Below are 20023 nucleotides of genomic sequence, written 5' to 3' on the forward strand. Positions count from 1 at the left end.
ACCGGCTACAGAAAATCGAACAGCGACAGACGTCCTGTTTGACCCATCAATTGAAGCGAGGCCTGCATAGCTGCCTGGCGCTGGGCTAATTCCGAAATCACACTGGCCAGATCAGCGTCACGATAGTCCGATTCCATTTCTTTGAGTTTAAGTTGTTGTTGCGCAGATTTGTCCAAGCGGTTTTCGATCGACTGTTGCCTGGCCCCAACCAGACCTCTGGCTACCGACAGCCGATCTAAATCTCGCTCAAGTGCCGGCCACAAACTGAGTACCGCTTGTGGGTCATTGCTGTCGATGGCTTTTCGCAAGCTCAATATGGACGAGTATATGCCATCGACCTGAACCGTAGCCACGTCGCGACCATGAATCACGCTGTTAGTGCCTGTGGTGGTCCCTTCGGACGTGACACTGTCTTTGGTGGCCCAACCCAGTCCGATTGCGGCAGTACTGCCAGCCGCATTGGTCACCGATATTTGTTGCGTACCGGAAGGTGATGTCAACCGAATGCCATTGCCGACAGTCTCCAGGCTGGCCGTGATCTGCAGTCCCACATTGAAATTCGCCGCATTTTCATTGATGCGCGTGATGACATCGCCAATCGTTTGGACTCCAGTCAGATTGACTCGCATTTGAGTACCATTATTGCGAGTAAAAATCAAATCGTCACCAGATGCATTGATGCCAATTCCTGCGCCATGATTCAAACTGGATACAGGTGTGTCGAGAGTCATGCTGCGCAACCCGAGGCTCGTGGCTAGAGTACCCCCATTCTCCCCAATCGAAAAATCACTGCCGCTCTCGGTGCTCTGAACCACCAGATATCGCCCGCTGCTGTCGATCGAGGCTTTGATGCGGGCTCCCGTACGCTCCAGGCGATTGAGCAAGTCTTCGACGGTATTCATTCCGTTGGTATTAACGACATAATTGGTGCCTGCCTGTGTGATTCGTAATGACTCACCAGGTTGCAAGCCAGCACCACCAAACAACTGCCACAGACGAGTTGTAGGTGTTAGAATCACATTCAAATCACTGCCCTGTACGGGACTACTCTGATTCGAATCCAAGTTGTTGATTCCTAAGTCCGACGCCATGGCACCGCTGCCGACATCCTCGATTCGCAATACTCCACCTAATCCATCCTGAAAGTCAATCTCCAGGCTATGAGACAGCAGGGTAGCTTGAACTTGACGCCCTCCAAGTGATAACTGATTAATGCGCTGAATGACGTCGCCTAGCGAATAGGCATTAGCGAGGTCGATCTCCACAGATTCGACACCACTGCTTAAGCGAATTGCCCCAGTCCGCACTCCAGCGCCTTGATTAAGCTGCGCCAGCGGAGTTTCCATAGACAAGCTCGGGTTGAGGTCGATCTTGCCAACCACTTGCGACGATTGCACGCCAAACGCATCGTGGGCAGTTACGTTCGCGGCTAATGTGGTTCCATAATCCGCGATCGAGTTGAGTTCTTCATGATTACCCGAAAACCGCACTGAATTGCCGACCAGTTCGAGTGGGTTATTGCGAACTCCACTGCCTCCAAAAATGAATTGATCTCCAAATTTTGTATTCGCCAGGTCGACCAATCTTCGCAGCGAAGTATCGATTTGACTTATCAACGCCGTACGTTGGTCGTCGCTTAATGTATTTCCAGCGCCTTCGACGGCCACTGCTCGAATTTCATTCAGAATGTTGTGTGCTTGGGACAGGCTGGATTCCGAGGCAGACAGGATATTATCGGCGCTGCTGAGATTGACGTCGGTCTGTGCCCGAAACTCTAGTTGGCGCTGCGCCGACATGACTTTGGTAGCCGCCGGCAAATCCTGACTGGGATTTTGGAACCGCAGTCCGGTACTAAGCTGCATTTGCAGCTTCAGAACTGCCGCTTGGTCACCATGCACCTGCGACAGCATGCGCGTGATGGCCAGCGGTGCTGAGTATCGTCCGGTAATTGCAGGGTAAAATGACGACATGAATATTATTTGTGCGCGTGGGGTTTAGCTGTCGCCGGCAGCGTACGATTTCAGGAGTCGGAGCTTACAAATCCATCAACACGTCCAAGATTTCGTTCGATGTTTGAATAACCTTGCTGTTGGCTTGAAACATCCGCTGGAAGAAGATCATCTTCACCGCTTCTTCATCCAAGTTGACCCCCGAGACCGCCAAGTGCTGAGCTTCGAGCGTCTTGTAGAAGTTTTCCAATCCATTCAATTTTCCTTGCTGTTGACTGACGTTCTGCGCGAGCTGAACGACCATTTCTTCATACGATTCTTTGATGGATCGTCCGCCGAGGCTTGCTACAGGATCGTCAAAGGCTTGCGCCATGCGTACTGCGTTTTGGGTTCCAAACCCAACGCCTGTCAAACTGGCAGCCAACATGCGTGGATCGTTGGCCACAATTGAATTTACTTGGATCGTAGCGGCCGAGTTGCCCACGAAAAAAGTATTGATGCCCACGGCACTCAAAAAGTTGGATGTGTCGTTTTGAAATGTGAAGCGTAGTTTGTGCGAGTTGGTAGCGATTTGCAGACGGCCATCACTGGAAATAGTGGCGGTCAGCCCGGATACCGCGCTCAATTGGCTACGGATGTCCTCCAGCGAACTATCATTGGTGCCAGCGCCCAGCGAAACGCGAATTTCGCGGGTGATCACGGAACCAGTCTCCAAATCGGTGACTTGAATTTGGAACGCCCCGTTTTGAATTTGCCCGTGTAGACCCGCCAAATCGAGTGGCCCCAGCGGGTCATCGGTAGCGTTGGCACTGGTGATTCTTTGAAACCCCTGGATCCCTTGTCCTTGTGTGTGGATGCGATTGAATTGGTCGATTAAGGAGCGGGTAAAGTCGTCTAGCTGGCTGCTGATTCTCTCCATACTCAGCGCCCGAGCCGTATAGATACCATACAGGCGGCCTCCGGTGACTTCCAAAGGTGAATCGGTGTCTACCAGACGCACTTCTGGATATGCAACGGTTCCGGTAGACCTCACGGCAGATTTCACTTCCCGTTGTATGCCATCGGCTACCAGATAGTCGCCACCTACGAAGACACTGACCGCTCCAGATTCTTGTTCGACCGATCGAATATTGATGTATATACTCAGTTCGTCCAAGGCTCGAATGCGTTCGTCGCGCAATCCGGCTGCATCGCTGGTCTTAGCTCCAGCGCCACCCTCCAGCTCAACAATACGCCGATTTAAATTGGCGATTTGCCCGGTCAGTCGGTTGATTTCCCCAGCGACCTGGTAGGTTTCGGCATTTAAGGTGTCGCCGAAGCTGGAGAGTTGTCGGCTGATCGAGCGGATATTCGACGCCAATTCATGGCCACTTTCGATCACCAGCCGCCGAATCGCTTCATTGCCGGGATGATTCATCAAATCCTGAATGCTGGCCGAAAAATCATTGATCTTGGAGCTGAGATCGTTATCGCTGAGTTCGCCCAGCATCGACTCAAGTTCGGAATAGAACTGGCCTAGCCGCCCATTCTCTTCCAGGCTGCTACGTACCTCGCGCATGCGATCGAGCAGCAGTAAATCGACCTTTTGTTTGACGCCAACAGAACGCACTCCGTTGGTCAAGATACTGGAACCCATGCGCACGGAGGGCCCGGTCGTCGTCAGTAGCTCTTGGCGAATATAGCCCGGCGTCCCCGCATTGGACACGTTGTTTCCGACAACGTGCAAGCCCAAAGCAGCCACCTGCAGCGCATTGGCGCTATTCTGAATTGCGCTGAATAATGTCATGGGTTACGTCAGGCTAATCATTTCACATCGATATTGCAGTTGCAGCTATGATCGCTCACACTGTGGACGGAATTGTGCGTTTAACCGATTATCTCTCGATGGTATTACAAGCAGGCGTCCAGCAGATGGCCTCCGCATTCGCGCGGTCGGTCATCCATGTACACATGTTGTGCCACCGTCCCCGAAATCAGTCGCGTCAGGTCGTTATAAAAATTGGCTGACTCATTTAAGTACACCCAGGTGGCTGTATGTAGTCGCCGCAGCTGTGCCAATTGCTGCCGACTAGCATCGAACGCCGCACGAAAACGTGGCCGCTTCCAGGCAGGTAGGCTCTCGGCCAACGATCGCAACGTCGTGGCGGTCCAACCAGCCTGCTGGGCGCTGTCGAGTATCTGTTCTCGCCCTTCCAACGCATCTCGCAATTCCGTAATCAAGCTCAGTCCACGCTCCTGGAGTTGTCCAACCGTTTCTGGAGTTGCATCGATGCTCAGCAACTCAGTTGCGGTCAGCCAGGCCATCCACCGCTGATAAATGTCGCTCAGCTGCAGGATGTAGGCCTCCATCCGCAGCGATAATGCTTGACTGGAATCCACGGACAGGCTCATTTCCGGTACACTGGTGACGAAGATAAGAAAACACCACGTTTCTATAGTTCGGCATTTGCCTCAGGCGGCTTGCCAAACAACCGTCTTTATGTGAACATTCTCGCAGGGAATGCTAGCGTCAGCGTCGCCGGATATGAAAGCTTTTGATACCCCATCGTGCGGTTGGAGGCGGCATGCGCTCTAGATTGGCTCCGCAATATCGATGGGATTCATCCCTTGATCGAGGACTCGGTCTGAACGTGTTCTTGTTCGAATGGATTTGGTGCGGTGGAATGCACGCCGTGCCCCTCGCACAGATTCCCAGTGGCATGAAGCGCGAGGCTTGGGCCATGATGTGCTGCTTGGCCGAACGCTGGTACCGATCAGGACATCGCGCCGTTTCCTGGATCGATCGTCGAATAGACCCAGCGGGGACCTTTTCAGGCTTTAAGGGGGATACAGATGTCTTTGCTCTGAACAAAACGTCGTCTGCCTTAAACCAGTGGGATGCCACTTTGGAAGTTTGGTTGCAGGCAGCGCCACGTGATGGCGTCAGCCTGATTTTGGCACCCGAATCCGACGGTTTGTTGGAGTACTGCATTGCTCGATTCATGGACGATGGTCGCGAGGTCATCAATTGCTCCGGTCGCTTTCTTCAAGCTAGTTGCGATAAATGGCTGACCGCTCAGGCTCTGCACGCGGCCGGTGTTCCCCATCCGCCAACATGGCTGGCAAGTAGCTTTGAACCTGAAGCGATCGCCACCTCCGAGCGCTGGTGTTTGAAGCCTCGGCGCGGTGCCGGCTGTGAAGAACTGATGATCGTGGCGGCAGGACAAGTGCTCGATCGAGTAGGTGGCTTGGCGCAACCTGACAACTGGCTAGTACAACCTTGGATTGAGGGTCAGGCTTTCAGTTGTAGCGCGATTGTCGATATTGGTCATCACGCGCATTGGTTGCCCCTGGTAACTCAGAAGCTTGGACCAGAAGATGTCTCACCCGGTCAACAAAGACTAATCTATCAAGGTGGACGAATTGTTGGTCGAGAGCTGCAGTCTGAGCGACCAACGCAATTGCTCGATACGACCCTACGGGCGCTGGATGCCTACACGTCGCCAGGTGCCCTGGGATGGGTTGGCGTCGATTTACTGCGAGATAGTCAGGGGCGGTGGTGGAGTATTGAAGTCAACCCGCGGTTGACGACATCGATCGTTGGGTTGGCGCAAGCCATTGACCCCAACATCGGACGTATCATGATCGAGGCCTGGCAGGGACCACTGCCAGCTTATAAGACCGAGGCTATGAACGAGAATTGGAAAGAACTTGAATTCACCGCGCAATATCCTTACAGAAGCTAACCCCGCCCCAGTATCCCCGTCCCCGGTGCGCTGCCTTGTAGCCGCGATCGCCTGGAGCGTGTTCGGATGCAACGGTTCCGTTTGCCAGCGGAATGCAGCGTGAAATCATTGCCAATTCTGTACGAAGACAACCATCTGCTGGTCGTCAACAAACCCTGCGGACTGGCGACGATGGGTGTGATCGACGGTCAGCCATCGGTCGTGGGTTTGGCAAGGGAATACCTGAAACGCAAGTACAACAAACCGGGTAATGTCTACATCGGTGTGGTCAGCCGCTTGGATGCTTTCGCGTCCGGTGTGTTAGTGTTGGCCAGAACTAGCAAGGCCGCTGGCAGACTGTCAGATCAGATTCGGCGACAGGCTACAGGCAAATGGTATTTGGCGGTAGTGGAAGGACAGGTTCAGCCTTCGCAGCAATACCAAAGCTTACAGCACTATGTATATAAAGATGAGACTGCGCATCGCATGCGCGCTCAGTATTCGCCTGCCGGCCAGGCGCAGTTGGCACAGTTGCGCTATCGCTGTCTGCTGAGTGACTCCCGAGCCAGTTCGATCCTGCAGGTCGAGCTACTCACAGGGCGCAAGCATCAGATTCGCGTGCAGTTGTCGGCAATGGGACATCCTATCGCCGGCGATAAGAAATATGGCGGGCAATCGCCCTGGGGCAGCGGTATCGCCTTACACTGCTGGAAAAACTCCATACAACATCCGACTACCTGCCAGCCGCTCAGTTTTAGCGTTTTACCCAGTCATTGGCAACGAAGCTTGGGGGCAGACGCGTATAATCGAATGATCCAGCAGTTGGAAATCCACGGATCGTGGTCGGGTGATCAAAGTTAACGAGCATTGGTGGAGACGAGCGAGCATCTGTGAGTGGCCCAGAAAAATTTCACGGTGTCGTGAAGATCGTTTCCGGGGGGCAGACCGGCGTGGACCAAGCTGCGCTGGATGTAGCTCTTGAATTGGGAATTCCGCACGGAGGTTGGTGCCCCAAAGGTCGCTTATGTGAGCATGGCAGGATCGATGAACGTTACCAACTGACCGAACTTCCAACCCCCGAATACGCAGCCCGCACCCTGCGCAACGTGATTGATTCCGACGGCACTCTAATTCTGTATCGCCAGCGCCTACAGGGGGGCAGTGGACTGACACAGCGGCTTGCCAAGCAACATGGCAAACCGGTTCTAAGTGTTCGACTCGATCGCGCCATCGACTATCTCGTTATCATTGACTGGCTTCACAGTTCAGCCATTGGAGTACTGAACATTGCCGGCCCGCGAGCCAGTTCGGCACCCGGTGTGCAGCGACAAGCCCGTACAATGCTGCGTCGGCTGTTTCAGGAGTCGCCCGGACTATTGCACCTCGATCGCCAATCCAATGCAAAGACTAGCGGGCAATAGTGTATACCAGCAGCCACCGTCAACAGACGCTGGATCCCCAATAGCTTGCGTATGGAGTGTGAAGCAAGTCGCGAGCAAATTGACGTATTGCAGCGGCAAAGCGAATGGCCAATCGTTTTTTAGTTTGATCGGCCAAACCGCCGAGTTGCGAAACACGCCGGTGATTTTATGAAGCGGTTTCCTAATTGGTAATCCATGGCTCGACGATTGCGGCGATGGCCAATATGGCCAAAGTTGCATAGGTCGCCGAGCGCATCAGGCCGTCTCCTAGGCGGCTGCCAATTTGAAGTCCAGCTTCTGCCGCCAGCAAGGTCAGCGGTATTGCCAGCATCGCGATCAGCATGGGCAGCCATACCAGCGTGCCGAAGTTCCAGCGCAGCAGCAGTACCTGCGGGATGAAGCCAATCACGTAAGTCGCGAACAGAAACGCGCGTCCTCGGTCGATTGAGTATTTCTGGCCGTGAATCCACAGAACCATCGGAGGCCCGCCGGTGCCCATCAGACCCTGCAAAAACCCGCTTCCACAAAAGGTGGCTAACATCCAGGGCCACCTTCGTGCATTGTGCCACTGAATACCCGCCAGGTACTGGAGGCCAATCGCCAGTAGAATGACGACACCAACCACTTGTCCCACGGTCTGCTTGGACTGATTCATTAGCACCGTCAGACCGGCGACGCCTATCGGCAACGCCACAATGCGCAACAGGGCTGGCACAGCCACTTCGCGAAAATCGATACTCCGCCGCAGTCGCCAGCAGCCAAAAATGTTCTGCGGCAACATGGCGGTGACAATCAGCAGTTGAGCTTCGACCAGCGAGTTGCCCACCCACAGCAGCAGGGGTAGGCCAAACAGCGCCGACCCAAAGCCGGCGGTGGCCTGCAAGAGCGCTGACAAGGCCAGAATTAGCAGGCTCATTCCGACGCGTTGATTCAGCAGGTGGTCCGCTACCCACTGCCAGTCCACTAGAATCTCAATAGCCGCCTCACTGCCTGGTGACTATTCAAGAATCATGTCATCGACCGTGCGTCCCCCTGGAATCATCGGCAGCACGTGCTCCTGATAGGGTACCATCACATCCAACACGAAAGGTCCAGGATAGTTGATCATCTCCTCCAGCGCCGTACGAAGTTCCGATTTCTTGCTGACCGTAGCCGCACCACACCCATAACCTTTAACGATCTCCACAAAATTGGGATACCGTTCACTTACATAAGCATGAGGATCGGTGATGCCTGGGCCGCTGGCTTCTTCGTGATGGATTGGCCCCAAGTAGGTATGGGCCCGATTGCTTTTCTCGAAGCGATCTTCCCACTGGACCACCATTCCCAGGTGCTGATTATTCAACAGCAAGACCTTCACCGGCAATTTTTCGCAATGCAGCGTGGCCAGTTCTTGAATGTTCATCTGGAAGCTACCGTCGCCATCAATGTCCACCACTAAAGCTTCAGGATGGGCCGCCTGCACGCCCATGGCTGCGGGCAAACCAAATCCCATCGTGCCTAGGCCCGACGAACTAAGCCACTGTCGTGGGCGATTAAATTTGTAGAATTGAGCCGCCCACATTTGGTGCTGCCCTACGCCCACGGTGATAAACGTCTCCCGGTCACGCGTCAAATCGGACAGCTCAGCGATGGCATGTTGCTGCAAGATGCCATCAAAGCCGGTGTCGTAGTGGAAAGGATATTGGCCTTTGAGCTTCTTACAATGTTTAACCCACTCTTCGATTTCCGGGGCTTCGACAATACGGTTGAGCTGCTCGAGTACGAATTTTACATCACTACAGACGGAGATGTGCGCGACTTTGTTCTTGTTCAATTCCGAGGCGTCGATGTCAACGTGTACGATCTTGGCGTTCTTTGCGAATTCGGCCACTTTACCTGTGACGCGGTCGTCAAAACGAACTCCCAGTGCAATCAGCAAATCACAATCACGCACCGCATAGTTGGCATAGGCTGAACCGTGCATGCCCAGCATGTCCAGCGACATGGGACCGTCGTTCGGGTAGACTCCTAACCCCATGACTGTCATTGTGACCGGAATACCTGTTAGTTTGACCAATTCGCGAAGTTGCGCAGAAGCTTCGGACGTGACAATGCCGCCACCACAGTAAATGATCGGACGTCGTGAATGCTTGATGGCTGCCGCGATCTGCCGAATTTGTTCCGGTGCGGCCTTGGGCTTTTGCACGCGATAACCGGGTAACTCCATCGCTACATTCCAGTCGACCTCGCACGACGCCAGTTGCACATCTTTGGGCATGTCAACCAATACCGGACCTGGCCGACCCGTGGCCGCGATGTGAAAAGCCTCTTTCATGACTCGGGCTACATCCTCGACGCGCGTAACCAGATAGTGAGCCTTGGTGATGCTCCGGCAAACTTCGACAATCGGCGTTTCTTGGAAGGCGTCGGTGCCCATGACCGCCGTGGGTACCTGTCCGGTTATGAATACCACCGGCACACTGTCCAGTTTGGCATCAGCGATAGCTGTTACCAGATTCGTCGCGCCCGGACCGCTGGTGGCCATCGCCACGGCGACCTTGCCGGTGCTGCGCGCAATTCCCTGCGCAGCAAAGCCGCCGCCCTGTTCGTGTCGCGGTAAAATGGTTCTAATGCGGTCGCCGTAACGCGTTAGCGACTGGTGCATCGGCATGCTGCATCCGCCGGGATAGGCAAACACGACCTCAACACCGTGGTCCACCAAAGACTTAACCAGGATGTCCGCTCCGGTCATTACCTCAGTTGCACGTTTCGTTTCAGCCGTCGCCATGAATTCTTGCCTTTCCATCGTCCAATTAATAAAGGTATCTCGGCAATCGCTCTCAAGTCATTTCTGGACCACCATTTCGGGTGGTGTGACGGCTTGAGCGGCCGATGATCCACAGACCACGATCGTCAACTTGAGGTTCATCGCTTGCCGAAACCCTCGGCAGCCGATCGGAGGCCATTAGCAGCAGTCGCTGATAAGAGGATAAGTGAAATCGCAATATGTTTCAACGCTCAGTGGGTGCCGGACAGGCGACAATCGCCGATTCTATTGCCGCAATTTGGCAGTGGAATCGCCCAACGGGACGCCCAGGGCGATCGCAGGCGCACAACCATTCATAGTATCTGGGAAAACCTGTGATTCGCTGGCTCGATGTTTCTCGGCAATTCTTAAGTCTAATCCGGTTCAGCCACACGGTCTTTGCTCTGCCGTTTGCTGCGCTTGCCTGCGTCTGGGCACTGGCTATGCCCGAACAACCGCAGTGGGCAGCCTTCAGTGCCGTTGCCTGGCGGCTGCTGGGAGTGTTAGTTTGCATGGTCGCCGCCCGGTCGGCAGCCATGGCCTTCAATCGACTGGTCGATGCCTCAATCGATGGTGCCAACCCTCGAACCGCCATGCGACACTTGCCGGCTGGCCTACTCAGTCGTAGCCAGGTCGTGTTGTTTTTCCTGGGCTGTAGTCTGATATTCGTAGGCGGCACGTTGTTGTTCCTACCCAATCGACTGCCGCTGCTCTTTTCACTGCCGGTGCTGGCCTGGATTTGTGGTTACAGCTTCGCCAAACGATTTACCGCCGCCGCTCATTTGTGGCTGGGCGTAGCATTGGCCCTGTCACCGCTGTGTGCTTGGGTAGCCATCCGCGGAGAGATCGTGCAACTGGGCCTTAGCGATCTAGTTGCTCCAGCATTGCTAGGCGCAGCCATCGCCTGCTGGGTAGCCGGATTCGACATTATCTATGCGACTCAAGACGCGGACTTCGACCGTCGTAGCGGGCTCCACAGTATTCCAGCTCGATTGGGGATCCCTAGAGCCTTGCGTTTGGCTGCAGTTCTGCACTTGCTCATGTGGCTCCTGCTGGTCAGTATCCCTTGGCTTGTCCCGCAGTTGAACTTAGGCACGATCTATTGGAGTTCATTAGTCATCGTGGCTGTACTATTGGTGCGTCAGCACTGGATCGTATCGGCAGACGACTTGAATCGAGTCAACGAAGCCTTCTTCACTCTCAACGCACTCATCAGCTTCGGCCTAAGTATGTTTGCCGCTCTGGACGCATGTTTGTAATCTGCCCAGCCCATTTGGCTTTCCAGCGCCACTAGAATCCCGTCTTGCTCGACCGGTGGTTTGTTCGGCTTCTGGCTACGGTAGCCATGGCTGCCGGACAGTAAACAAAATTCCGCTTGGCCACCGCCTGGCAACGGCAGTTAAGGTTGTTCAACGCCCCCGTTTTGCTGAGGACCACTTCACCTCTGCCTTCTTTTCCGGACCGTTTGACTTAGTTCGGTAGTTAGTTCATAACTAAACCATGAGTGACGTGCGTTTGAATATCCATGATGCCAAGACGAATTTATCTAGGTATCTGAACGAACTGGGGTGCGACGACCGTATCGTGCTGTGCCGACGCAATCAGCCGGTCGCTGAGATTCGCTGTTGCCTTCAGCCGATCGCAAGCAGCGTAAGCTGGGATTGGCAGCGGGCGATTTTGTCGTCGAGGCGTCGTTCTTCGAGCCCTTGCCCGACGAGATCATGGATGGGTTCGAGGGAAAGTTGTGAAAATCCTGCTCGATACGCACACGTTCCTATGGGCGATTACTGGCGATCCGCAGTTATCGGCTCGGGTGATCGACGCGATCTCTAATCCGGCCAACGAAGTCTTTGTTAGCGTCGCTTCTTCATGGGAGATCTGTATTAAGTACTCGTCGGGGAAGCTCAAGCTGCCGCGTCAGCCGGACCAGTATTTGCCGGAGCAAAGATTGATGGCTGGCTTTGAACTACTCGTGATCGACGAAGCAGAAGTATGCCAAGTGCATCGCTTACCAGCCATACATCGCGACCCATTTGATCGCCTACTGATCGCTCAGGTCAATTTCTATGAAATGACGCTGGCGACCAATCACTTGGTGTTCGCGCAGTATCCGGTGCGTACTCTGTGGTAAACCAAGGTTTGGCAGCCGTCGCCAGAAGGTGGTTGCCTGATATGTGCTGCAGTAGCTGGAAGCGGAACAAATCTCCCGGACGAGCCGGGGAGCATTGGGAAAGCGGGGGATTCTTCGCGCGGCCGAGATGACGCGAGAAGCGGATACAGCTCTAAAAAAGTCCTTGAATTGGCTCGCCGTCGGGCACGATTGACACGGGGCGGCCGGAATGGTCTTTGAATTGCGTTTCCAACGGTACGCCCATGGCGCGATAGAGCGTGGCCAGGAAATCATTGGGAGTTACCGGGTTGCTCTGCGGCTCTTCACCCCTGGCGTTAGTCGAGCCGATGACTTGTCCCATCTGCAGTCCGCCGCCAGACATGAAAACGGACATGGCTTTGCCCCAATGTTCGCGGCCCGGCTGACCGTTGTAGTTCGATAACAGCGGCGTGTGTGACATCTCGCCCATAACCAACAGTAGCACGTCGCGTTCCATGCCGCGCGAATGTAAATCATCAATCAGGGCGGAGACGACTTGGTCCAACACGGGCAAGCGGACACGCATCTCATCAAAGATATTCCAGACGCTAGCATGGTCATCCCAGCTCTTCGCCTTCTGACCCGCCACATACGGAAAATCAATCGTGACCAGCCGCACGCCGGCTTCTACCAAGCGACGGGCCAGTAGGCACCGCTGGCCAATCGTGTTTCGTCCATAGCGATCGCGAGTTTCGTCGCTCTCCTGCGAGATGTCAAAGGCTCTGAGGGCTGCATCACTAACCAGCATGTCGATAGCACTTTGGTTGAATTGATCTCTCGCCTGCATGTGTCCATGAGTATCCAGGTCGCGTCGGAACTGATCAAGTTTAGCCAGCAGTTCAGCACGAGTTTGAAACCTCTCTCTGGCAATCTTTTCGATTCCCACATTGGCGACGCGAAAATCAGCCAAGTTTGGATCGGCTGTAACCAAGAAGGGTTGCAGCCCGTGACCCAGGTAAGCGGCGCCATCGTAGCGGACGTGATTGGCAACGTGCGCCGGCAGGTCGGGGCGTTTTTGACCGAGCAGCTTGGTGATAACCGACCAGGCATTGGGGTGCTTGGGTTCATAGGGGGGCATCTCGTTCAGTTCGCCCGGATAAGCGGTCACCAACGTATGCGTGCTGTTGACATGCCCCGGACTATCGTGGCTCAGGGAGCGAATCAGTGAAAAGCGGTCTGCTCGGGCCGCCAATCGCGGCAAATGTTCGCAGATTTCGATACCCGACACATTGGTACGAATCGGCCGAAATTCACCGCGATACTCCAGCGGTGCCTCGGGTTTCATATCGAATGTTTCCAAGTGACTGGGGCCGCCCCACAACCACAAGACGATCATTGACTTATCGGATTTCACCGCAGAGGATTCGGAGCCGGTGGCTTGGGCTCGGAGCAAATCGGCGAGCGTCAGTCCTACAGCCCCCGTGCGTAAGAAGCTGCGTCTCGGCAATGTCCCAGGGCAACGCAGCACATTGCCTGCAGCCCCGCCAACTGCGGTGCGATTCGTCTGCCCCATCGTTCATATCCTGACAGAATGCGGAGAATGAAGTCTAAACTCGCAGGACCGTCGTCCAGCATAACATACCGTTTGCCGATAGCCAACCAATGCGGATACGGTGCCAGGACCGAGGAAAAACTGACAATCGAGGCGGAGCAGCAAATATGTAGCTACCGCCGGCAGGCGGTGGTCGAATTGGGTTTCCAGCGGCTGCTGACAGAAGTTTGAAACCTGATAGCGAGCGCTGGAGGCTTGCTAGCGTTTGGGTTGGTGGTTAATGCAAGCAGTCATGGAGCGGTCGCTGCGGTTTCTACGTTGCCTTGACACTCCCTACCACCTTTGGCTAAGAATGGCCCTAGGACAGTCTCTCGACAGGCTGATTGACCGATGGAAATTGTCATTCTGGCAAAAGGAATTGCCCTGTGTCGATCTTTCATTTCAACAGTGCAATAGCGGAAGGCTCGATTACCCGACCGCTGATGGATCGTAAGTCTCTGCTTGCAGTTCTATTTCTGCTTGCGTTGGCGGCGACGAACCGCGTCGCTGCGCAAGAGGCCAATTGGATTTGGTCGGCCGACCAGGTACAAGGCGAAATACCCGCAGGCGACGGGTTTTTCCGCAAGCAGTTGATGGTTGACAATGTCGAGCAAGCGACGCTCACGATCACGGCGGATGACCGTTACGATTTATATCTCAATGGTCGGTTGGTTGGTAACGGACGCTCGACGGGACAGATGGAGCAGTACGATATCAGTAAGCTGCTAATTCGAGGAAACAACGTTGTCGCCGTTCGCGTTACCAATCTGGTTGCGGGCCATGCGGCTTTGGCGGCGCGAATGTACGTCAAATCCAAGGGCAAGTCGTGGCAGAACTATTCAACAGATGCAACCTGGCGCTGCAGCACGCTGGCGGCCGAGGGTTGGCAGCGCACCGGCTTTGACGATTCGACATGGAAGTCTGCGCGTGTACTCGGACTGCTAGGCGAAACCGCACCTTGGGATCGCGATCCGGAGACTAACTCCAAACAGACGACCACCGAAGACGGTCGCTTCAAGATTAACGCAGAATTTGTAGTCAAAGAGATTCTGGATTCAGAAAAAGTCGGTTCGCTGATCAATATGGCCTTCAATGAATTTGGCCATATCATCGCCGCTCAAGAGTCTGGTCCACTGCTGTTGATTTACGACTCAGATAAAGATGGGATCCCAGATAAGACTCGCGAGTACTGCAATACAGTGCACGGCATTCAGGGCATTTTGCCTCTGAACGGTCAAGTGTATGTTACTGGCCAGGGGGAAGAAGGTCATGGCGTCTATCGCCTGACCGACGAAGATCACAATGGTAGCATTGATCGTGCCACGCGGATTGTGGGCTTCAAAGGCAAGTTTGGCGAACATGGCGCGCACGGTCTGGTGTTTGGGCCGGATGGCTACATCTATTGTGTTCTGGGTAATCACGTTCAGTACGATGGAGAATTCGCCGACTCCAGCCCTTACAAACACATGTACGAAGGGGACTTGATTCAACCACGAATGGAAGACCCAGGCGGACATGCTGCTGGTGTTAAAGCTCCCGGTGGTTCGGTCATTCGCTTCGATACCGAAGGTGATCGAGTTGAGTTGGTAGCTGGCGGACTGCGCAACGCCTACGACCTGATACTGCATCCAAGCGGCAAGATATTCGCGCACGACAGCGACATGGAAGCCGATGAAGGCGCTGTCTGGTATCGGCCCACCGCGCTTTACGAAATTGCTCAAAGTGGCGAATACGGCTGGCGCAGCGGATGGGCGGCTTGGCCAAACTACTATTTCGATCGCTTGCCAGCGACTTTAGAAACAGGTCGAGGTTCACCCACGGGTGGTTGCACGTATGCACATCACATGTTTCCCAAACGCTACCACAACAGCCTGTTCCTGGCAGATTGGTCGCAAGGCAAAATACTGTGTGTGCGGCTAAACGACAAAGACGGTCCAACCTCGGAAGTGTTTATTCAAGGTCATCCTCTCAATGCAACGGACATCGCCGTAGGCCCAGATGGCGCACTCTATTTTTGCACTGGTGGTCGCGGTACGAAAGGTGGCATCTATCGCATAAGTTGGAAAGGCAAAGTGCCCGACTCCGTAAAAAACCTGGGCAGTGGCTTGGCCAGCGCTCTCAAACAACCTCAACTCGATTCTGCTTGGGCACGACAGGCAATTGCTGCGCTCAAGCGGGAAATGGGTAACCAGTGGAATACTCAAATTTCTGAGCTGGTGCGCAACGAACAAGCCTCACCAGCCCAGCGCACTCGAGCGCTTGAGTTGATGCAGCTCTTCGGGCCAGCTCCTACGCCGCTGCTGCTAACCGAGCTGACCACCGCCGCGAATCCCGAAGTCCGCGCGCGAGCCGCCGCGCTGCTGGGGCTGGCCGAGGCCAATCCGCTGGTGAGCGCTGAGCTGGCGAAGCTACTGGACGACTCGGATCGCCAAGTGCAATTGGAAGCAGCCGAAGCGTTATTGCGAGCCAGCTATGAAGTGACCGCCACCCAGCTGGTGCCGCTGTTGAAAAGCACAGACCGCAGACTTTCCTACACTGCACGTCAACTATTACAGCGACTGCCTACTCAGCAGTGGGCGGCGGAAATGCTGGATCATGGCGACCAGCGTGTGAAGCTCCAGTCTGGTTTGGCATTGGTGACTGTCGATCCAAGTCGCGAAAATTGCTTGCAGGTACTAAACAGTGTTCAACAAATGTTGGGTGGATTTATTAGTGATCGCAACTTCATCGACGTTTTGCGTTTAACCGAGGTAGCGCTACATCGCGGTGGTCTGTCGGCAGCGGCCATTCCGGAGCTGACTGAATCTTTGGCTAAAGAATATCCGGTGGGCGATCGCATTCTGAATCGAGAGTTGTTCCGCATTTTAGCCTTTCTCAATTGCCAGCAGATCGTGCCTACCGCCGTTGCCACGTTGCAACAAGACTTGCCGTTGGAGGAGCGGATGCTGACAGCTTTGCATCTAAGTTTGATGAAGCATTCGTGGACTACCGAACAGAGATATGCGATTGTGAAATTCTTTGAACAGGCTATTGCCGCAGATGCGGGCAGTAGCGTTCCACTGTATGTCATGCAACTGACACGCCGATTGTGCAAGGACTTGACGTTGGAAGAGGCACGGGTCTTTGTAGCCGAGGGCGCTCGTTGGCCAAACGCTGCGCTGGTCGGTCTACATCATTTTCCTGATCGCCTAACGGAAGAGGATTTGAAGTTGCTCAAGCAAGTAGATATGGAGATCGACCAGAAGGGGTTCGAGGCCGAGCAATACAAGCGATTGCGAACAGGTATTGTTGCCCTACTATCGCAACACGGAGATGATCAGTCCCAAGCGTATCTACGCGAGGCATGGGTGCGTAGTCCAGAACGCAGGCAAGCAATAGCTCTGGGGTTAGCTCAGTTCCCAAGCGACGAGAATTGGGACTACTTAATTCGCAGCTTCCCTGTTCTGGAAACGTACGCGGTAGCAGAGGTCATGCAGGCGCTGCTAAAAATTCCGGCAGCTACGGACGACTCCCAAGCCATTCGACACGTCATCTTGCATGGTCTCAGAATGCAGGCCGATGGTCAGTCGCCGCAAAGCGCTGTGGATCTATTGAACTATTGGGTGCACGGCGAAGATGCTCAGATAAGCACTGAAGACATTGAGACTCAATTGACTCAGTGGCAGCAATGGTTCGTGCAACAATATCCCGATGAACCTGCCGCCGAACTACCCAAATTGGCAGGGAACTCGGCTTGGACTATCGAAACGCTCAGTGAATACCTGGCTACCAGCGAAGGTCGCCGAGGCAACAGCGATGCGGGCAAACTCAGCTTTTCGAAGGCCAAGTGCGCCGATTGTCATCGTCTGGGGGCGATTGGTCAGTCGATTGGCCCCGATCTAACATCAGTGGCCAATCGGTTTACTCGCAAAGAAATGCTCGAAGCAACTTTGTTCCCTTCGCATATCATTAGCGACCAATACCGATCGCAGCGGGTGTTGACTGTCGATGGACAAGTTTACACCGGACTTCTGAACGAAAGTGATTCGAATGTGATTGTAGTGCGCGATTCCAATTTGCAGGAGCACACTATCGCGCGGGAGGATGTCGAAGAAATGAGCATCAGCCACACCTCGATGATGCCCAGCGGTTTGCTGGATCAATTGACGCTCGCCGAGATTCGCGATCTGATGGCATTCTTGGGGTATGTACCTGAAGGCGTCCAGCAAGTTGCCCAGCAGCCGCCCGCTAAGAGCACTCGCTGAACCTGCAGCTTCGCTAGCCAGTGCATGCAGAGCCACTGCTGGCTTGTTCTCTGGACCTCAGCATGGCTTGAGCCAGCTAAGTACGCTCACATCGTAGCCCGTCGATCTTGGCGGCTAAGATAAAATCGTTTTCGCTCAATCCACCGATAGCATGCGTCCAGATTTCGATCCAGACGTGGCGATACCCTTCCAGGTGCAAGTCGGGATGATGCCCTTCGGCCTCAGCCAACTCGGCTACCTGCTCAAAGAAGCGGATGCCCTGCATGAAATTCTGCAGCTGCCAATCTTTGCGAATCCGCTTGCCATCGTAAGTCAAACGCCAACCATCGAGTCGCTGGAGCTGGGCGGTAGCCGAGTCCAACGGGCAGGCTTCGATGCCGCCTTCACAGGGCAGGCAGCGCTTCTGTTTTAGCGCTTCACTAGAAATCACTTCCATTCTATCCTCCAAACTAGATTGCTCGTCTAACGCCCAAGAAGACGGTCAGCCAAATCGAGCTGTACATTGCGGTGCGTTTCACGCAGGGTCACATCGCCGTCGAATTCAATTAATATTTCGCTGGCGAGATTGTATTTTGGCCATTCAGGTAATCCTTGTGCATTGGGATTGCCTTGACCCGCCAGATTCATCCAATAGCTTTGGATGATTTCGACGGTTTTCTTATCGGCATCGTTGGGATTGGCCGGCTGTCCGAAGATGAATGGAATCTCGCAGGCGTGGTGAGCTCCCAGCATCGACAGCGGGAACTGCTTGGAGCCACATGAGAACACATAGCGAAATGCCGGATGCCCGTTTTTCGTATGCAGCCGAGCAGCATGGCGGGCTTGCGCACCAAACACTGCATCGCCTACCAGGTGAATGATTGCTTCCCGAATTTCTTTGGTCGTTGATGCCGGATAGGCCGCCAGCACTTCGGCGCTCAGTTCGCCAAAATTCGTGTGTATGATGCGCTGGTATTCGGCGACTTCTTTTGGCAAAGGTGTCTGCGTGAGGAACAGCGTCATCTCATCGCGAGTATTGCCGATCGCCAAAGGGACCGGATGCGCCTGATTAGCCGCGAACACGGCGTTGGGAAGATCAGGTATGACAACGCCGTCTACAATCGGGGCAATCGCCAGAGAGGTCCGTCGTAGATTTAACTCGACGTTCTTGTCGATTTCCAATGTCGGAAAGACATCCACTAGCAGTTGCGCATCCAGCATTCGCATTTGTTCGAGCGTCGCGTCTTCAGCTAGTCCGCATTGCTGGAGCAATTGAGCCCCTTGGTCTTGAGCCGACGGCACTCCGACACCGGCGGCTTGCAGATGCGCGAGATTCATTTCAGGAGCACTTTGTGCCACGGCGGCATGAAACAAGCCTTTGGCCAGCGGCGATACCATGAGGCACAGTACGCTGCCGCCACCAGCAGATTCACCGAAAATCATGACGCGCTGAGGATCACCGCCAAAGGCTGCAATATTCCGCTGAACCCAGCGCAGGGCTTCAATCTGATCCAGAATGCCGTAATTGCCGGAAACTCCCAATGGAGATTCTTGACTGAGTGCGGAATGCGCCATGAAGCCAAACGCGCCCAAACGATAATTCATGGATACGAGCACAGCACCTTTTCGCGCCAGGGCCTCGCCGTCGTATAGCGGCTGCGACGCAGCTCCCATCGTGTAGCCACCACCATGAATCCACACCATCACGGGCAGTTTCTCCGCAGAGCGCTCGGCTGGAGTCCAGACGTTCAGGTACAAGCAGTCTTCGTCTTGCTCGGCGCCTATTGCCATTTGTGGGATGGCGCTCATCATCGGTGGTATGCGCTGGGGGCAGGCGCTACCATACTGAAAGCAATCGCGAACACCCGTCCATGATTCCGGAGGTTGGGGAGCCCGCCATCGCAACTGACCAACTGGGGGGCGGGCATAGGGGATGCCCTTGTACGCTTGCACATCTTGGTCGGCGCCGATCACTAGGCCACGGATTGTTCCAGAATCCAGCTGAACTTCGGTCGTAGCTACCGCCACTGCCTTAGCGTTTACGGTCGCTTGCTCGACAGCAAATCCAGCACTGGACAAACAAACGACCACGAACAAACAGTTCAACCAAGCCCAGTCGATATGCAGCCGATGACTCGATGTACACTGCTCAGCTTGCCAATGATTCTGAAAATTGGTATGCATACTGGCACCCTTCTTCTGCATAATTGCAGATGCTACAAAGATAAACCAAACTTCTGAATACGATTTTCGAATAC

At 54.4% G+C, this 20023-nt stretch carries 15 protein-coding genes; 7 read left to right on the top strand and 8 right to left on the bottom strand.

Annotated features, from left to right (window positions below; genetic code table 11):
* Positions 1-5: 5 nt before the first annotated feature.
* The 3 genes from KF752_07035 to KF752_07045 form a co-directional block, all read right to left on the bottom strand.
* Complete coding sequence (locus tag KF752_07035) at positions 6-1970, bottom strand: hypothetical protein (GenBank protein MBX3421296.1); 1965 nt, start codon at positions 1968-1970, stop codon at positions 6-8.
* A gap of 64 nt (positions 1971-2034) precedes the next feature.
* The gene (flgK, locus tag KF752_07040) at positions 2035-3735 is read right to left on the bottom strand and encodes a flagellar hook-associated protein FlgK (GenBank protein MBX3421297.1); all 1701 of its coding nucleotides are present in this window, start codon (positions 3733-3735) and stop codon (positions 2035-2037) included.
* Between the two features lie 104 nt (positions 3736-3839).
* Complete coding sequence (locus KF752_07045) at positions 3840-4340, bottom strand: hypothetical protein (protein ID MBX3421298.1); 501 nt, start codon at positions 4338-4340, stop codon at positions 3840-3842.
* Positions 4341-4513: 173 nt separating this feature from the next.
* Here KF752_07045 and KF752_07050 point away from each other — a divergent pair, with 173 nt between their 5' ends.
* The 3 genes from KF752_07050 to KF752_07060 all read left to right on the top strand — a co-directional run bounded on the left by KF752_07050 (position 4514) and on the right by KF752_07060 (position 7074).
* Entirely contained in the window at positions 4514-5674 is a 1161-nt protein-coding gene (locus KF752_07050; protein ID MBX3421299.1) for an ATP-grasp domain-containing protein, read from the top strand.
* Positions 5675-5773: 99 nt separating this feature from the next.
* Positions 5774-6514: an RluA family pseudouridine synthase gene (locus tag KF752_07055; protein ID MBX3421300.1), complete on the top strand. Its 741-nt coding sequence runs from the start codon at positions 5774-5776 to the stop codon at positions 6512-6514.
* Positions 6515-6543: 29 nt separating this feature from the next.
* Positions 6544-7074 carry a putative molybdenum carrier protein gene (locus tag KF752_07060; protein ID MBX3421301.1) on the top strand — a complete coding sequence of 177 codons (531 nt, stop codon included), beginning with the start codon at positions 6544-6546 and terminating at the stop codon, positions 7072-7074.
* 181 nt (positions 7075-7255) lie between these two features.
* Here KF752_07060 and KF752_07065 read toward each other — a convergent pair whose 3' ends face one another.
* Positions 7256-8038 (bottom strand): hypothetical protein, encoded by a 783-nt coding sequence (locus tag KF752_07065; GenBank protein ID MBX3421302.1) that lies wholly within the window; start codon positions 8036-8038, stop codon positions 7256-7258.
* Positions 8039-8071: 33 nt separating this feature from the next.
* Complete coding sequence (gene ilvB / locus KF752_07070) at positions 8072-9808, bottom strand: biosynthetic-type acetolactate synthase large subunit (protein ID MBX3421303.1); 1737 nt, start codon at positions 9806-9808, stop codon at positions 8072-8074.
* Positions 9809-10200: 392 nt separating this feature from the next.
* On the opposite strand from ilvB, the gene ubiA reads away from it, so the two are divergent.
* Positions 10201-11121: a putative 4-hydroxybenzoate polyprenyltransferase gene (gene ubiA, locus KF752_07075; GenBank protein ID MBX3421304.1), complete on the top strand. Its 921-nt coding sequence runs from the start codon at positions 10201-10203 to the stop codon at positions 11119-11121.
* A 485-nt stretch (positions 11122-11606) separates the two neighbouring features.
* Positions 11607-11993 (top strand): type II toxin-antitoxin system VapC family toxin, encoded by a 387-nt coding sequence (locus KF752_07080; protein MBX3421305.1) that lies wholly within the window; start codon positions 11607-11609, stop codon positions 11991-11993.
* Positions 11994-12144: 151 nt separating this feature from the next.
* Here the strand turns inward: KF752_07080 and KF752_07085 are convergent, their stop codons facing one another.
* Positions 12145-13524 carry a DUF1501 domain-containing protein gene (locus KF752_07085; protein MBX3421306.1) on the bottom strand — a complete coding sequence of 460 codons (1380 nt, stop codon included), beginning with the start codon at positions 13522-13524 and terminating at the stop codon, positions 12145-12147.
* Between the two features lie 27 nt (positions 13525-13551).
* Between KF752_07085 and KF752_07090 the strand changes: the two genes are divergently transcribed.
* Together KF752_07090 and KF752_07095 are read left to right on the top strand one after the other, a co-directional pair.
* On the top strand, positions 13552-13734 hold the full coding sequence (locus tag KF752_07090) for a hypothetical protein (GenBank protein MBX3421307.1): 183 nt from the start codon (positions 13552-13554) through the stop codon (positions 13732-13734).
* Positions 13735-13928: 194 nt separating this feature from the next.
* Positions 13929-17786, top strand: a complete 3858-nt coding sequence (locus KF752_07095) for a c-type cytochrome (protein MBX3421308.1) — start codon at positions 13929-13931, stop codon at positions 17784-17786.
* Between the two features lie 76 nt (positions 17787-17862).
* Here the strand turns inward: KF752_07095 and KF752_07100 are convergent, their stop codons facing one another.
* Both KF752_07100 and KF752_07105 read right to left on the bottom strand, forming a co-directional pair.
* Positions 17863-18222, bottom strand: coding sequence for a 4a-hydroxytetrahydrobiopterin dehydratase (locus KF752_07100; protein ID MBX3421309.1), 360 nt, complete (start codon positions 18220-18222; stop codon positions 17863-17865).
* A 26-nt stretch (positions 18223-18248) separates the two neighbouring features.
* Positions 18249-19949 (bottom strand): carboxylesterase family protein, encoded by a 1701-nt coding sequence (locus tag KF752_07105; protein ID MBX3421310.1) that lies wholly within the window; start codon positions 19947-19949, stop codon positions 18249-18251.
* Positions 19950-20023: the final 74 nt, after the last annotated feature.

This window comes from Pirellulaceae bacterium, from assembly GCA_019636385.1.
Taxonomy (GTDB): Bacteria; Planctomycetota; Planctomycetia; order Pirellulales; family Pirellulaceae; genus Aureliella.

What these genes read in the sequence shown, in the direction of transcription:
- KF752_07085 (MBX3421306.1), bottom strand. Translation starts at nt 13,524, where the DNA reads ATGGGGCAGACGAATCGCACCGCAGTTGGCGGGGCTGCAGGCAATGTG.
- KF752_07105 (MBX3421310.1), bottom strand. Translation starts at nt 19,949, where the DNA reads ATGCATACCAATTTTCAGAATCATTGGCAAGCTGAGCAGTGTACATCG.
- flgK (MBX3421297.1), bottom strand. Translation starts at nt 3,735, where the DNA reads ATGACATTATTCAGCGCAATTCAGAATAGCGCCAATGCGCTGCAGGTG.
- KF752_07035 (MBX3421296.1), bottom strand. Translation starts at nt 1,970, where the DNA reads ATGTCGTCATTTTACCCTGCAATTACCGGACGATACTCAGCACCGCTG.
- ilvB (MBX3421303.1), bottom strand. Translation starts at nt 9,808, where the DNA reads ATGACCGGAGCGGACATCCTGGTTAAGTCTTTGGTGGACCACGGTGTT.
- KF752_07090 (MBX3421307.1), top strand. Translation starts at nt 13,552, where the DNA reads ATGAAGTCTAAACTCGCAGGACCGTCGTCCAGCATAACATACCGTTTG.
- KF752_07100 (MBX3421309.1), bottom strand. Translation starts at nt 18,222, where the DNA reads ATGGAAGTGATTTCTAGTGAAGCGCTAAAACAGAAGCGCTGCCTGCCC.
- KF752_07050 (MBX3421299.1), top strand. Translation starts at nt 4,514, where the DNA reads ATGCGCTCTAGATTGGCTCCGCAATATCGATGGGATTCATCCCTTGAT.
- KF752_07045 (MBX3421298.1), bottom strand. Translation starts at nt 4,340, where the DNA reads ATGAGCCTGTCCGTGGATTCCAGTCAAGCATTATCGCTGCGGATGGAG.